General features: G+C 53.5%; 16 protein-coding genes. All 16 read left to right on the forward strand.

From position 1 onward, the window contains the following. Nucleotides 1-49: 49 nt before the first annotated feature. The 16 genes from F5984_RS10420 to miaA all read left to right on the forward strand — a co-directional run bounded on the left by F5984_RS10420 (nucleotide 50) and on the right by miaA (nucleotide 15105). Nucleotides 50-1519: an amidohydrolase gene (locus tag F5984_RS10420; protein WP_185155479.1), complete on the forward strand. Its 1470-nt coding sequence runs from the start codon at nucleotides 50-52 to the stop codon at nucleotides 1517-1519. Beyond that, nucleotides 1516-2049, forward strand: a complete 534-nt coding sequence (locus F5984_RS10425) for a protein kinase family protein (RefSeq protein WP_152124190.1) — start codon at nucleotides 1516-1518, stop codon at nucleotides 2047-2049. Before F5984_RS10420 ends, F5984_RS10425 begins: the two co-directional genes overlap by 4 nt. A 192-nt stretch (nucleotides 2050-2241) precedes the next feature. Beyond that, nucleotides 2242-4353, forward strand: a complete 2112-nt coding sequence (gene recG / locus F5984_RS10430; protein WP_152124191.1) for an ATP-dependent DNA helicase RecG — start codon at nucleotides 2242-2244, stop codon at nucleotides 4351-4353. 129 nt (nucleotides 4354-4482) lie between these two features. Further along, nucleotides 4483-5184, forward strand: coding sequence for a VIT1/CCC1 transporter family protein (locus tag F5984_RS10435; RefSeq protein ID WP_152124192.1), 702 nt, complete (start codon nucleotides 4483-4485; stop codon nucleotides 5182-5184). Nucleotides 5185-5202: 18 nt separating this feature from the next. Next, nucleotides 5203-5697 (forward strand): hypothetical protein, encoded by a 495-nt coding sequence (locus tag F5984_RS10440; protein ID WP_152124193.1) that lies wholly within the window; start codon nucleotides 5203-5205, stop codon nucleotides 5695-5697. 77 nt (nucleotides 5698-5774) lie between these two features. After that, nucleotides 5775-6101: a DUF2200 domain-containing protein gene (locus F5984_RS10445; RefSeq protein WP_221412961.1), complete on the forward strand. Its 327-nt coding sequence runs from the start codon at nucleotides 5775-5777 to the stop codon at nucleotides 6099-6101. 43 nt (nucleotides 6102-6144) lie between these two features. Next, the gene (locus F5984_RS10450) at nucleotides 6145-7509 is read left to right on the forward strand and encodes a flavin monoamine oxidase family protein (protein WP_152124195.1); all 1365 of its coding nucleotides are present in this window, start codon (nucleotides 6145-6147) and stop codon (nucleotides 7507-7509) included. A gap of 121 nt (nucleotides 7510-7630) precedes the next feature. Next, a complete protein-coding gene (locus F5984_RS10455) occupies nucleotides 7631-8410 on the forward strand; it encodes a phytanoyl-CoA dioxygenase family protein (RefSeq protein ID WP_152124196.1) in 780 nt (259 codons plus the stop codon). 134 nt (nucleotides 8411-8544) lie between these two features. Beyond that, complete coding sequence (locus F5984_RS10460) at nucleotides 8545-9363, forward strand: SDR family oxidoreductase (RefSeq protein ID WP_152124197.1); 819 nt, start codon at nucleotides 8545-8547, stop codon at nucleotides 9361-9363. Nucleotides 9364-9467: 104 nt separating this feature from the next. Further along, entirely contained in the window at nucleotides 9468-9965 is a 498-nt protein-coding gene (locus tag F5984_RS10465) for a hypothetical protein (protein WP_152124198.1), read from the forward strand. Beyond that, nucleotides 9955-10935, forward strand: a complete 981-nt coding sequence (locus tag F5984_RS10470) for a bestrophin family protein (protein WP_152124199.1) — start codon at nucleotides 9955-9957, stop codon at nucleotides 10933-10935. The genes F5984_RS10465 and F5984_RS10470 overlap by 11 nt, the downstream gene beginning before the upstream one ends. Before the next feature lie 18 nt (nucleotides 10936-10953). After that, entirely contained in the window at nucleotides 10954-11721 is a 768-nt protein-coding gene (locus F5984_RS10475) for a hypothetical protein (RefSeq protein WP_152124200.1), read from the forward strand. Further along, on the forward strand, nucleotides 11718-12626 hold the full coding sequence (locus F5984_RS10480) for a helix-turn-helix domain-containing protein (RefSeq protein ID WP_152124201.1): 909 nt from the start codon (nucleotides 11718-11720) through the stop codon (nucleotides 12624-12626). Before F5984_RS10475 ends, F5984_RS10480 begins: the two co-directional genes overlap by 4 nt. 220 nt (nucleotides 12627-12846) lie before the next feature. Beyond that, on the forward strand, nucleotides 12847-13263 hold the full coding sequence (locus F5984_RS10485) for an SRPBCC family protein (protein WP_152124202.1): 417 nt from the start codon (nucleotides 12847-12849) through the stop codon (nucleotides 13261-13263). A 36-nt stretch (nucleotides 13264-13299) separates the two neighbouring features. After that, nucleotides 13300-14172: a hypothetical protein gene (locus tag F5984_RS10490; RefSeq protein ID WP_152124203.1), complete on the forward strand. Its 873-nt coding sequence runs from the start codon at nucleotides 13300-13302 to the stop codon at nucleotides 14170-14172. 6 nt (nucleotides 14173-14178) lie between these two features. Continuing rightward, nucleotides 14179-15105, forward strand: a complete 927-nt coding sequence (miaA, locus tag F5984_RS10495; RefSeq protein WP_152124204.1) for a tRNA (adenosine(37)-N6)-dimethylallyltransferase MiaA — start codon at nucleotides 14179-14181, stop codon at nucleotides 15103-15105. The last annotated feature ends 163 nt before the right edge of the window (nucleotides 15106-15268 follow it).

Consider the following 15268-nt stretch of genomic DNA (forward strand, 5'->3'; position numbering starts at 1 on the left):
AAAATTGGTTAAATTTGAGCAGAGATGTTCGCTCGTTAACCCCAACACAATGCGCTACAGTTTACACACACTAGTTGCTTTGTCGGTAGCCAGCTTATCGGTGCTGGCGCAAACACCCCCCACCCTGACTAAACAACAACAGACCGTTTTATCCGGTTTAGAAACCCAAACATCGCACTACGGCACCCTGGCCCGGCAAATCTGGGACTGGGCCGAAGTGGGCTATCAGGAAACCAAAAGCTCGGCTCTGTTGCAGGACGAGCTTCGTAAACAGGGCTTTGCAATTACGCCCGGTGTAGCCGAAATCCCGACCGCTTTTGTGGCTACATACGGTAGCGGAAAACCCGTGATCGGGATTCTGGCCGAGTACGACGCCCTACCCGGTATTAATCAGGATGCCGTTCCCGAGCGCAAGCCCATTGAGGGTAAGCGCGCCGGTCATGCCTGCGGGCATCACCTGTTTGGCACGGGCTCCGTGGCGGCTGCGGTAGCCGTGAAACAATGGATGCAGCAAACCGGCCAGAAAGGCACTATCCGACTCTACGGCACACCGGCCGAAGAGGGTGGCTCCGGCAAAGTGTACATGGTGCGAGCCGGTCTGTTCAATGACGTCGACGCCGTGCTGCACTGGCACCCCGCTGACCGCAATAGCGCTGACCCGTCCACCTCGCTCGCCAACATCACGGCCAAATTCCGGTTCCGGGGCGTTTCGGCCCACGCATCGGCCGCACCCGACCGGGGTCGCTCGGCGCTCGACGCTGTGGAGTCGATGAACTACATGGTCAACATGATGCGCGAACATATTCCGTCGGATACGCGGGTGCATTACGTGATCACACGCGGAGGTGAGGCACCCAACGTTGTACCTGACTATGCCGAAGTTTATTACTATTGCCGCCATAAAAACCGCAACACACTGAAGCAGGTCTGGGCCCGAATTATGAAGGCGGCCGAAGGGGCTGCTTTGGGTACCGAAACCAAAATGGAAGTCGAAATTATCGGGGGGGTGTTCGACCTGTTGCCGGTAGAATCGCTGGCGCGGGTGATGTATCAGAACCTGAGCAAAGTGGGGGGTGTAACCTACTCACCCGAGGAAACGCAGTTTGCCGAAAAGCTGAGTGAGAGCTTCGGTGCAGCTTTTGGCTCGATCCGAAAACCGGGCGAAGCGGCCACCGTAGCTCCTTTTGCGGGTATCAGTAATGACCCGCTGAGTGGCGGTTCAACCGATGTTGGCGATGTTAGCTGGGCCGTGCCCACCGTAGGCATGAGTGCTGCCACGTGGGTACCGGGCACGGCGGCCCATAGCTGGCAGGCCGTAGCCGCTGGGGCTACCGGCATTGGCACCAAAGGCATGATGGTAGCGGCTAAAACCCTCGCACTGACGGCCATGGAGCTGTACCAAAACCCGGCCCTTTTGCAAAAAGCCCGGCAGGAATGGCTGGAAGCCCGGGGCGGAACTGACTTCAACTACGAGGCCCTGCTCGGCAACCGCAAACCCGCGCTGGATTATCGGAAATGAAATATGCCCGTCGGCTCTCTTCTGGCACCAACAATACGGTAATCGTTCTATCGGAAACCGAAGTGGCCAAACTCTACACGAGTGATACTCGTTCTGATATAGGGTCAGAGGCTGAGAAAATGCGTTTTGCCAATACGATCAATGACCTGGTCGTGAAGTTTATCCGACTGGATTATAACGACGCGCTGGAAGCTGAAATGCTTCGGGGCCGCCCGGCGGTTATGGAACGCATCCGGCCGATTGATTTCCGGGCTTACGAGGTGGAGGTTCGGGAGCTTTGGCTCGATGTGTTTGAAGACGAGCTGCGGGGCCTGCACCGGGCGGGATTTGTGCATCGTGACCTCAAACCGCCATCTAATCTGGGCGGTTTGGCGTTCGACAATATTCTGCTCACTGAACAGGGTCTGCGGTTGATCGATGTAGGGATTTCGGCCTTGAAAAAGCAGGTGGGCGATACGATATTTGAAAAATATGTAGCGAACGAAGAGACTGAAATGGCCGAATTTCGGGATTATTTTCTGAACCGCTGAGGGTAAGGCTGAAGGCGTTTTTAAATCTATGACGAGCTGTAAGCCTTATTAATACTATGACGCAGAGATGCACAGAGGTCCAAGGAGTTGCACAGAGAAATAGGTAGAAAGCCTAGAGAAAACTCTGCGTAACTCTGCGTTTTCTCTGGACATCTCTGTGTTATAACCACAAGGGGCTTTAGCCCTGACACCATGACCGAGCAGAAGTCTTTTTTTGATACCAAAATCGAATACCTCAAGGGGTTGGGACCGCAACGGGCCGAACTGCTCAATACCGAATTGAGCATCTTCACCTATGGCGACCTGATTCAGTATTACCCCTTCCGGTACGACGACCGTACGCGCTTTTACACCATCAACGAACTGGACGAAAGCCTCCCTTCGGCCCAGATTCGGGGGCGGTTGCGCGACTGGGTTGTGGAGGGCGAGGGTAGCAAAAAACGGATCATCGCCAACTTTACCGACGGTACCGGCACCATGCAGCTGGTTTGGTTTCAGGGGCTTACCTGGCTCGAAAAATCGCTGCGCCCCAATGGCGAATACGTGGCTTACGGCAAACCGCAGGGTTTCAACGGGCGATACAGCATTGTGCACCCCGAACTCGACCCGGTAGGGCCGGCTATGGAGCTCGAAACGGGTATGCAACCCGTGTATAACCTGACCGATAAGCTCCGCAAGCGCAAACTCGACAGCAAGGTGATTTCGCGGGCGGTGCGGTCGTTGCTCGAAAGCTCGTGGCAACACATCCACGAGACCCTACCCGCCGAACTAATTGAAAAATACCGGCTCATCAGCAAGGCCGAGGCCCTCTGGAATATTCATATCCCGCAAAATCAGGCATGGCTTAAGCAGGCCATGCGTCGGCTTAAATTCGAAGAGCTGTTTTATAACCAGTTGCGGCTCATTTCAAACAAACTCCTTCAGAAAGAAGAGTTCCCGGGCGCAATTTTCAAAAACACCAGCCTCCTCAAACACTTTTACGAGCACTTGCTGCCGTTTCCGCTCACGGGAGCACAACAGCGCGTACTCCGTGAAATTTACACTGACTGCAACACGGGCAAGCAGATGAACCGGCTTTTGCAGGGTGATGTGGGCAGCGGCAAAACCATCGTGGCGTTTATCTCGATGCTGCTCGCCATTGCCAACGGAGCGCAGGCCTGCATGATGGCCCCGACGGAAATTCTGGCCGATCAGCACTACAATGGCCTGAAAGATTTTGCCGAAGCAATGGGCCTCAAGATCGGCATTCTGACGGGCTCCACGAACAAGAAGAAGCGGGTGGTGCTGCACGAAGAATTACAGTCGGGCAAAATGCATATTCTGATCGGGACGCACGCCCTGCTCGAAGATGCCGTTCAGTTCCGTAACCTCGGCCTGTGCATCATCGACGAGCAGCACCGGTTTGGGGTAGCGCAACGGGCCAAAATGTGGGCCAAAAACCCGGTGGTGCCGCCCCATATTCTGGTCATGACGGCCACGCCTATTCCGCGCACGCTCGCCATGACTCTCTACGGCAACCTCGACCTCTCAATCATCGACGAGTTGCCCGCCGGCCGTAAACCCATCAAGACCGTCCATAAGTACGACAAGCACCGCGCCGAGGTGTTTGGCTTCATGCGCACCGAACTCGAAAAAGGGCGGCAGGTGTATGTGGTGTACCCGCTCATTGAGGAGTCGGAGAAACTGGATTACAAAGACCTGATGGACGGGTTCGAGAGTATTCAGCGAGCGTTTCCACGGCCTAAGTACGAGGTGGGTATGCTGCACGGCAAAATGCTGCCCTACGAGAAAGACGACGAGATGCAGCGGTTCCTGAAACGCGAAACGCAGATTCTGGTAGCCACTACCGTCATCGAAGTAGGCGTAAACGTACCCAACGCGAGTGTGATGGTGATTGAGAGCGCCGAGCGATTTGGCCTTTCGCAGCTACATCAGTTGCGCGGGCGTGTAGGCCGGGGAGCTGATCAGTCGTACTGTATCCTGATGACCGGCTACAAACTCAGCACCGACACCCGCACCCGGCTCGAGACCATGGTTCGCACCAACAACGGCTTTGAAATTGCCGACGTGGACCTGCAATTGCGCGGCCCCGGTGACCTAACCGGTACGGCCCAAAGCGGCATCATGGACCTGATGATTGCCGACCTCGCGAAAGACGGGGCTGTGCTGACGGCCGCCCGCGAGTCGGCGCAGCAGATTCTGGACCTCGACCCGCACCTTGTGCTGCCCCAGCACACGCCGATCCGCAACCATCTGGACCGGCTCAAAAACCGCAAAGACAACAACTGGAGCCGGATTTCGTAGGCCTCCAAACGTCCGGCTTTAGATCATCTAATTACTCCCGGAGGACTACTTAAATAATTTCTTAACTTGGCGCCCTATGTGGGGCATGCAGGCTGCATGCCTTGAAATTTCAGTATGAGCCGAGCCAACATGATAACAATCGACAATTATCTGGACAAGCATTACATCCACCGAAGCAATTGGCTGAGGGCGGCTGTTCTGGGGGCAAACGACGGGATTATTTCTATTTCCAGCCTCGCTATTGGGGTGGCCACAGCCAGTACAACCCGCGATCCAATCCTGCTGGCAACCGTAGCGGGTCTTGTAGCCGGTGCGTTGTCGATGGCCGCTGGTGAATATGTCTCGGTCAGTTCACAAACCGATATTGAGTACGCTGATATTGAACGGGAAAAGCAGGAGCTAAAAGAAATGCCCGAGGTTGAGCTAAACATTCTGGCAAAAATCTACGAGAAACGCGGGCTCAAACCGGAAACAGCCCTGCAGGTAGCCAAAGAGTTAACCGAAACCGACGCCCTGGCCGCCCACATCCGCGACGAGCTGGGAATCAATGAAGTAAGTCAGGCCAAACCCACCCAAGCGGCCTTTGCATCAGGGGCCGCCTTTACAGTGGGGGGCCTTCTTCCCTTGCTGGTCATACTTTTCGCGCCCGTTGCCAACATGGTTTATTTCCTGTACGGATTCACGATTATCTCACTCATCATACTCGGTGCCGTTTCTGCCAAAACAGGTGGCTCAAGCATCAGCAAAGCCATACTTCGGATCGTGATTTGGGGGACTCTCGCTATGGGTCTCTCAGCGCTGGTTGGTTATATTTTCGGTGTTAACGTTTAAAACAAGCCCATCAAAACAATGAATGCAGCCCATTTTCATTTAGTGGTCAACCACCTACCCATCATTTTCCCTATCGCAGGTAGTATCGTTCTGGTGACGGCTCTGATTTCTAAATCTGAACCGGTTAAACGTACTGCCTATCTCTTATTCATTATTGGCTCCCTGACCGCCATTGCGGCCATGAACAGTGGCGAAGGGGCCGAAGAAGTGGTCGAACACATCAACGGCGTCAGTGAAGAATACATTGAGAAACACGAAGAAGTCGCCAAGACATTTGCTATCCTGACGGCTATTCTGGGCGGGCTCTCACTGCTTGGTTTATGGGCAAGCTTCAAGAAAAGCGCCCTGTCAACCCCGGTCAGCATAGGCACGTTGATTTTTGCGGCCGTGGTGCTGTTTTTCGGTAAAGAGACCGGCACTACAGGTGGCGAAATTCGGCATACTGAAATCAGAGCAGAGGGTAATCAGGCCACCGTACCCACCGGCAAAGCCGAATCGGAGCACGACGAGTAGATGGCGTATAGTACAGTCCGAACAAAGCCTTTGTACGCGTTACGACAAATACCATGAATCATTCACGAATTTACCGAATGCTGTTTTCCAGCGTCTACCCGTTGTACATTCAAAAGGCGGAACGAAAGGGACGTACCAAGGCCGAGGTCGACACAATCATCTGCTGGCTCACCGGTTATGACGCTGATGCACTGCAAGCGCAAATCGACAGGAAAAGCGATTTTGAAACTTTCTTCGCCGAAGCACCGAGCCTGAACGCCAACGCGTCGAAAATTACGGGGGTGATCTGTGGACATCGGATAGAAGACATCGAAGATAAACTCGTGCAACAGGTTCGCTATCTGGATAAGCTGATTGATGAATTAGCGAAGGGCAAAGCGATGGCGAAGATTCTCAGAAGCTAATAGGGTCAGCAACCGGGCTAAAGAATAACCGGGCTTAAAAACGATGCATAGACGCCAATTTATCCAGAATACCTTAACCGGATTACCCATTTTATGGACCTCTTCCCTGCTGGCAAGCTCCTGTCAGCAGGACGAGGCCATTTCGCCCAACGGTAAAACTGTTATTGTTATAGGCGCTGGCATATCAGGTCTGGCTGCGGCTAAGAAACTACAGGAAAAGGGGTTTACGGTTATCGTGCTGGAAGCGCAGGAAAAAGTGGGTGGACGTTTGCGCACCAACCGAAGCACCGGCATCGCCTTCGATGAGGGGGCCAGCTGGATTCACGGCATTACCGGAAACCCGATTACAGCACTTGCGCAACAGGCCGGTATGACCACATTTCATACCCGCGACGAGAACCGAAAATCGTACGACCTGGGCGGTACTTCCCGAACAACGGCTGCGTACGATAAGGCCGAAGATGCATTTTACGAGATATTGGGTTCGCTGATGAAGCGCGGGAATGCTACCCAAGGCTTCGAAACGGTTTTTAACCGACTGTACCCCGCCTACGCCAACGACCGCCTTTGGAAATTTTTGCTTTCCACGTACCTCACGTTCGACTGTGGCGACCTGGATACCCTTTCGTCGCTGCTATATGATGAAGGCGAAGAGTTTGGCGGTGTCGACCATATCGTCACCAATGGCTACGACACATTGGCTACGTATCTGGCCAAAGGATTGTCGATTCAGCTAAACCAGCGGGTAACCAAAATTGACTATTCGGCCAAGAAGGTGAGCGTGACCCACAACAGCACCGTAACCTCCGGCGATTACGTGCTCGTAACCGTGCCGTTGGGCGTTCTGAAAGCGAACACGATTCAATTCACACCCGCGCTACCTGCTCAAAAGCAAAACGCCATTCAGAACATAGGCATGAACTGCGTGAATAAGTTTCTGCTGACCTGGAACACGGCTTTCTGGGACAATGTGCAGTACTTGTCGTACACGCCCGAAATCCGGGACAAATTCAACTATTTTCTGAATCTGAACACGTTTCGTCCGGCAGCTAACAGCCTGATGACGTTTGCCTACGCCAGGTATGCCCGGCAAACTGAAAGCATGACCGACGCTCAGGTTGTGGGCGAAATCATGGCTCACCTACGCGATATGTACGGCACGGGTGTTCCGAACCCAACCCAGCTGTTGCGCACCCGCTGGCAAACGAACTCAAATTCGTTTGGGTCTTACTCGTACACCGCCGTTGGGACCGAGATGCGGCATTTTGAAGACCTCGCCGAAGCCGTAAACGACCGACTGTTTTTTGCGGGCGAGCATACCGAGGTCGACTATTTCTCAACCGTTCACGGGGCCTACCTGAGTGGGCTACGGGAGGCCGACAAAATCATTGACTTACTCGGCTCATAAGGACTTACACAAGAAGTCAATAGTCCACAAAAACGAATGAATACGCCCGATTTAACGGCTGCCTGTTTGGGTTATCGCCTATTTCATTCAGAACTTTGTTAAGTCACTCCTCACAAACGTTATGAAAGAGCTCTCAGCCGACCAGATTGCCCAATTCGTTCAGGATGGGTTTGTGAAGATTGAGGGCGCGTTTTCTACCGAAACAGCCCGGCAGTGCCGCGATCTTTTATGGCAGGCAACTCCTTTTGACCCTCACGATTCCACAACCTGGACTCAGCCTGTGTTTCGGATTGGAGAAATGACCGGAGAGCCGTTTCAGAGGGCCGCCAACACACCCATTCTGCACCGGGCGTTCGATCAGTTGATTGGCCCCGAACGGTGGTTACCCCGGACGAGTCTGGGCTCGTTTCCGATCCGGTTTCCAAGTCGGGAGCTGGCTGGTGACACGGGCTGGCACGTGGATGCGAGCTTTCCGGGCGACGACCCAACCGATTATTTCAACTGGCGAATCAACGTACACTCACGGGGTCGGGCCCTACTCATGCTGTTTCTGTTCTCGGACGTGACCGAGCGCGATGCCCCCACCCGTGTGCGGGTTGGCTCGCACCGCGACGTAGCCAAAATCCTGCAACCGGTTGGCGAACAAGGCCTTTCGTTCATAGAACTGGCTCACCAATTAGCTGACCTACCAGACCACCCTGAGGTCCACGCAACGGGGCCCGCTGGTACGGTCTATTTGCTCCACCCGTTCGCGATTCATGCCGCTCAGGATCATCACGGCACCGAGCCCAAGTTTATGGCACAGCCCCCGCTACACCCCCGCACCGACTGGAACGTCTTTCGGCCCGCACAAGAGCTGTATCCTGTAGAACGAGCGATTGTGGAGGCTATAACCGCGTAAATTGTCCGAATGCCTGACACGGATACGTCATCCCCGCCAACAACCGTATAAAGTATACAAATAGCCCGAATTTGTATTACCCGACAGCCAATCTGTACGGGCAACTTTGCCTTATCATTTTGACAATCAAAATCATGGGCAAAAAAACCATCTTCATTACGGGTGCCAGCAGTGGCATAGGGAAAGAAACCGCCAAATTATTTCAGTCTCAGGGCTGGCAGGTAATCGCTACCATGCGTAACCCCGCCAACGAAACCGAATTGACCCAATTAGAGAATGTGCTGGTTAGCCAGCTTGATGTGCTCGATTTGGCCTCTATTGAACGGGCTGTAGCCGAAGGAATCCAGACGTTCGGCACCATCGACGTGCTGGTCAACAATGCGGGGTACGGTGCCTACGGGCCGTTGGAATCGTTCTCACGAGACAAAATTCAACGGCAGTTCAACACCAACGTAATTGGGTTGTTAGATATGACCCGCGCGCTGCTTCCGCACTTTCGGCAAAACCGGAGCGGCATCCTCATCAACATCTCATCGATAGGTGGCAAAATGACCTTTCCGCTGGGTGCGCTTTACCACGGAACCAAATTTGCCGTTGAGGGCATCTCCGAGTCTCTCCATTACGAAGTCGCGCAATTTGGAGGTCAGGTAAAACTAATCGAACCCGGCTCTATTGCCACCGACTTTGGTGGGCGTTCGTTTGATTTCAGCAATGACGAATCGTTGTCGGAGTACCAGCCACTGATTGCCCGTTTTATGGGGGTCATGTCGGGCGTGATGGCTAACGCTTCGCCCGCCCGAGTGGTTGCCGACGTGATTTACACCGCAGCCACCGATGGGAAGGACCAGCTCCGCTACACCGCCGGTGAGGATGCACGACTCTTGCTCGATAGCCGTCGGCAAGCCGACGACGCTACGTTTATTGGTGGCATAAAAGCACAGTTTGGCCTTTAATCGAGCAGAATTAAACAGAAGCTTTTGAAACAGGTGTTTGTGTCATCCCGACGACAGGCTAACCTCTTAACATATCCTACCCAAGTACCCAAAATCAGAACAATATGAATCCGGTTATCAAATATTTCACTGGCGAAAAAGCCGAAAGCTACCTGTTCATCATCGCCGGGGTACTGGCTTTGGCTCTTGCCTTCTACTTCGTTTTTGCGCTCAAGACAACGTTTTGGAAAGGCGTAGCCGTGCCCTTTGTCACGGTGGCTCTTCTGGAGTTAATTGTCGGTTATACCATAGTCACCCGCAGCCCAAAAGACATTGTGCGGGTAGAAGCCTGGATTAGCCAACAGCCACTCAAAATCAAAACCGACGAAATACCCAGAATGCAGGTGGTGATGCGCAACTTTGTGGTGTTCCGATACATGGAAATCGCCCTGATCCTACTGGGTATTGTACTCATGTACAGCACCCTGAACGATACCTTCTGGCGAGGGCTAGGCCTGGGCCTATTTATGCAGGCGGGCATTGTCCTAAGCCTTGATTTTTTTGCCGAACGACGCGGACACCTCTATCTGGAATACCTAAACCAACTGGCCGGTGTTAACTAAAAATCTTCCGGTCAGGATTATCGCCCAATTTTCGGTGCTGCCGCTACTGGGGGCAACGGTTTGGGCCATTGTGGTTGTAGCAGGGTATACCTTTTTGCCTTACCCGTGGCTGGCGATTCCATTTCTGCCCATTTCGCTGCTGGGTATTGCGGTTTCGTTTTATCTCGGGTTCAAGAACAATGCCTCGAATGAGCGGCAGAACGAAGCCCGCAAAAATTGGGGATCTATTACCAACGATACCCGGGCGTTTATGGCGCTGTTGGCTACCTACCTGCCAACTACAGAAACTACCCGTAAGCAATCGATACTACACCGGCATATTGCCTGGCTGTATGCCCACCACCATTTTTTGCGGCACAAACGAATGGACTGGGAGCATAATCGGGCCGTTAATAATCAGTACCGGCAACGGTTTCAGCAACAGTTTCAGATCAGCACCGACCTGGCGCAGGATATAGCCCGTTACCTGCCCGCCAACGAGGTAGCTGGGCTGGAACGGGCAGGTAATCAGGCGTCGAAAATTCTGCAAAACCAATCGCAGGCTCTTAAAGACCTTCGGGAAGCAAACCTGATTGACGATTTCAGGTTGTTTGAGTTACAGAACCACATAACCCGGTTGTATGAGCATCAGGGCAAAAACGAACGGATCAAGACCTTTCCGATTCCGCGCCAGTATGCCAACTATGCGTACCTGTTTGTGCTGGTGTTTGTGGCACTGCTGCCCCTGGGCCTGCTCAGTGAAATGCAAAAAATAAACAACTGGCTCACGGTTCCTTTTTCGGTACTGCTGTCGTGGGTGTTTTTACAAATGGAAATGATCGGCGATTACAGCGAAAATCCGTTTGAAGGGTTAATTCTGGACGTACCAATCACCGCCATCACCCGGAATTTAGAAATAGAAGTGCTGGAGTATCTGGAAGAAGCCCACCGGCCTGAGCCTATCAGAGCGCAGGAGGGCGTATTAATGTAACCCCTGATCAGTAAAAACATGCTTAAACAAGATAAACTCGCCATTATCCGGACGTACTACCCGAATGCCGTTACCCTGGTCGATAGCGTAAACAGAGCTATTGATTATTACGAGGATGTGTTGCGGCTGGAACCGTCGAAAATCATGTTTGCCGACAGCATTTGCAGCGACGATGTGAACAGTATTCAGTACCCAACACGGGCGCAGGAATTTCTGGGGCCGTTCAAGATGGGTGGTCTCAACGGTTTTCCGTTTACGGGCTTAACCGGCATGAAAGCCTTTGCCAGCCATGTACCCGACGATGGAGCGGTGCTGATTTATTACGGCCCCCATATCGGTATCACCAAAACAGGTACCATTGGCGAAATACACCGGTTGGGACAACAAAAAAACTCCAGTTGCTGCGGGGCCTGCAAAGGGGCTCTAAACAAGCTCCTCAACAACGAACTGGTAGAGGGGCAGGTTACGGAAATCGACTACCAGATGAACGTACTGGAGCAGATCCTCCTCAAAGAAGCGCCCCGAATCCGGGCCGCTAAAGTACCTGTTCACGAAGCCACCGAAGTGATTTATGAAGCTATTGACGCCCGGATTAACGAACTGGTAGCCCTTACCGAATACCCTTGCAAATACGTTATTCTGGTAGGCGCTATTCTGATCAATAGCGACAGCGATATGGGCTCGTTTACGGCTACCCGGCGGTTCGATATCATTGACCTCCAGCACAACACCCGACAAAGTGTCTTAACCAATTTTTTAGCGGGCATAAACCAGCCGCTTTCATGAACGCAGTCGTACACCTGAAAACCATCTCCGACCTGTACCGAGTCTTCCAAATTGGCCAGCCACTACACCCTCTAGTCGCGGTAATCGACTTTAGCCAGGTCGACGAGCAGTTGGAGCCAAACACCAAAATCGCGACCGATTTTTATTCGGTCATGTTCAAAAACTACTGTAAAAATCTGATTAGATACGGACGCAAGACGGTTGATTTCCAGGACGGCAGTTTAATCTGTATAGCGCCAAATCAGGTTATTGAATTGGACAATGAGGTCGAGGTGAAAGACAATATGCTCGGTTGGGGGCTGTTCTTTCACCCCGACCTGATTCGGGCTACCTCGCTGAATGACAAGCTGAAAGACTACAGCTTTTTTACGTACGAAATAGCCGAAGCCCTGCACCTGTCGGCCAAAGAGACCAATACCCTTTACGACTGCGTAAAACGCATCGAAACCGAACTCCGGGAAAACATTGATGTGCACAGCCAACACATTATTGTTTCGACGATCGAACTGCTGCTCAACTACTGCTCCCGGTTTTATGGCCGACAGATGATCACCCGGACGCACACCCACAAAACCGTGGTGGCACAGATCGAAACGCTTTTACAGGCTCATTTTCTGACCAATCAGACCAACGAACGGGGCTTACCCACAGTGAAATATCTGGCCGATCAGGTGCATTTGTCGCCGGGCTATTTGAGCGATCTGCTTAAAAAGGAAACCGGCAAAAACGCCCAGGCGCATATCCATTATTATTTGATCGAGGCCGCCAAAAATAGCCTCATCAGCACAGACCAGTCCGTCAACGAAATTGCCTTTAAGCTGGGCTTTGAATACCCTCAGTACTTCAACAAACTGTTCAAGCAAAAGACCGGACGAACACCCCTGGAGTTTAGAAGCTTGAACTGAAACGGGTGCAGGACAAGTTTATTTTCATCGAGCTTATCACAAAGAACTTGTCCAGTTGTTCAGGCCAAGCTTGCGGGTGTTTCTGTCGTGAGCAGGCAAACGACCGGCTTGGGTACACTGATTAACGAAATTTGTTACTACGTTTGTGGCAGCCACGGGCTGCATTTCTCCGAAGCAGACAATACCCCGAACAGGCAACGACAAACAGCCGAACAACCCTATGGAACCCACTAAGATTACCATTCAGGCCAGTGTGGCAGCCCCAGCCAGCAAAGTTTGGGCGTATTGGACTGAACCCGCACATATTACCCGCTGGAACTTCGCTACCGACGACTGGCAGTGCCCCCACGCCGAAAACGACCTCCGGCCCGGCGGTAAATACGTAGCCCGGATGGAAGCCAAAGACGGGAGCTTCGGTTTCGACTTTGAAGCTATTTACGACCGGGTTGCCGATGGGCAGGAACTTGCCTACACCATGCCCGATGGCCGACAGGTAACAACCCGGTTCGACGCGCAGGATAACACCACGTTGATTACCACCACGTTCGATGCTGAAAGCCAGAACCCAGTCGAGATGCAACTGGCGGGTTGGCAGGCCATTCTGAACAATTTCAAAACGTACACCGAGACGAATTGAAGCCGATCTTACCCACTACATTTTTCGTGCTGACGATTGCCCAATAACGCCAACCCGGACCTAAACCGGCCCCAACCGCCAACCGGCCTCACCCCCTTTGTGCTCGATCCGATTCCGGGCACCCGTACGCTGCTGCACCGGGTTGATTTGCCAACGTACGAACGGTTCCGGCAAACCACGAACCCGGAGCCCTTTTTCCGCGACTTATCGGAACAGTTGCGGGCCGAGGGTTGGCTGGTAGTGCATCTGTGGGCCGATGTCGAGCAGCTGAAACCGGCGGTTGTGGCCTCGCGGGTGCGGGCACTCGCGGGCGATTCGGTACGGATACCGGCCCGGCTGACGCAGGTCCGGCGCATTGACCGCCCAACGGCCCTGGCATTTCTGGAACAAAATCACCTTCAGGTAGCAACCGCATCGAAATACAAATACGGCCTGTGGCTGCCGCAACGCTATTTTCGGGTACTCCCTCCCGACTATCTCACCCCTGAGCAGGCCCAACAGCCCGAATGCCTCGTGGCTGTAGCTACGTTTAGTCACCCCCGCACCATTCCGCGCGATGGGCAGCCCTACCGCTCGTACGAACTGGTGCGGTTTGCCAACCGGCTGGGTTGTACGGTAGTAGGTGGCCTCGACAAACTCCTCAAAGCCTTTGTGGCCGAACACAAACCCGACGACATTATGACCTACGCCGACCGCGACTGGTCGGACGGGCGCAGTTACGAGCGGCTGGGCTTCGAACGGCTGGGCGAAACAGACCCGCAACTCTTCTGGCTCGACCCTATCACCCTCCAACGGCATTACCCGCACCGAATCGACGATACAACGGGGCTGATTCCGGTCTGGAACGCAGGGAGTATTAAGTTTGTAAAAAAACTAAAGCCTGAGTCTACGGAGTCGGGCACTTCGTAATACGCCATGAACTCCTCGCCCCTGCTTGTTATTTTAGGCCCTACCGCCAGTGGTAAAACCCGCCTTGCGGTGCAGGTAGCGCGGCTGTTGGAGGGCGAAATCATCAGCGCCGACTCGCGGCAGGTGTACCGGGGCATGGACATCGGAACGGGCAAAGACCTGGACGAGTACACAACAGATAACCAGACGGTTCCGTACCATTTGATCGACGTGGTGAATGCCGGTGACGACTACAACCTGCACCGGTATCAGCAGGATTTTCGGCGGGCCGTGGCCGACATTCAGAACCGGGGGCACCGGCCCATTGTGTGCGGGGGCACAGGCCTCTACATCGAAGCCGTGCTGAAAGGGCATGCCTACACGGCCATCCCCGTCAATGAACCCTTGCGGGCCGCACTCGACACTCTCACCGACGAGCAACTGACCCACCGATTCCACGACACGCCGTCGGCCTACAGCCCGGTTGCCGACACCTCTACCCGCAAGCGGCTCATCCGGGCGGTCGAAATAAGTACGTATCTCAACGCCCACCCCAACGTGCAGCTGGGAGCCGCGACCCCAGCCTACGAAGCCCGGCTGTTTGGCATCGACGTACCCGTTGAGCTGCGTCGCCAGCGAATTAGCACACGGCTCCGGCACCGCTTGCAACATGGCATGATTGAGGAAGTAGAGCAACTACTGGCACAGGGTGTACCGGCCGAAAAACTCGTTTTTTATGGCTTAGAGTACAAATTCATCACCCAATACCTGAGCGGAGAATTGGATTACAACACGATGGCCACCCGGCTCGAAACCGCCATTCACCAGTTTGCCAAGCGCCAAATGACGTTTTTTCGGAAGATGGAACGCGATGGTCTACTCATTCACTGGCTCGACGGCACCCAACCAACCGAGGTGTTGAGCCAACAAATCACAACGCTCATTACGGGTTAATAAGCCTTCCACCCAAACCCGTGGTGGCGTACAATCAGGGCGCTACTCTCCCTTACTGGCAACCCGCAGAAATTAGGGCCATTGGCTCAGATTCACTTCTATATACCCGGCCGTTTACACAATTTTGCATATACAATTAGTAGACTATTCACGACTCCCTACC

This window comes from Rudanella paleaurantiibacter (assembly GCF_009184635.1).
Lineage (GTDB): Bacteria > Bacteroidota > Bacteroidia > Cytophagales > Spirosomataceae > Rudanella > Rudanella paleaurantiibacter.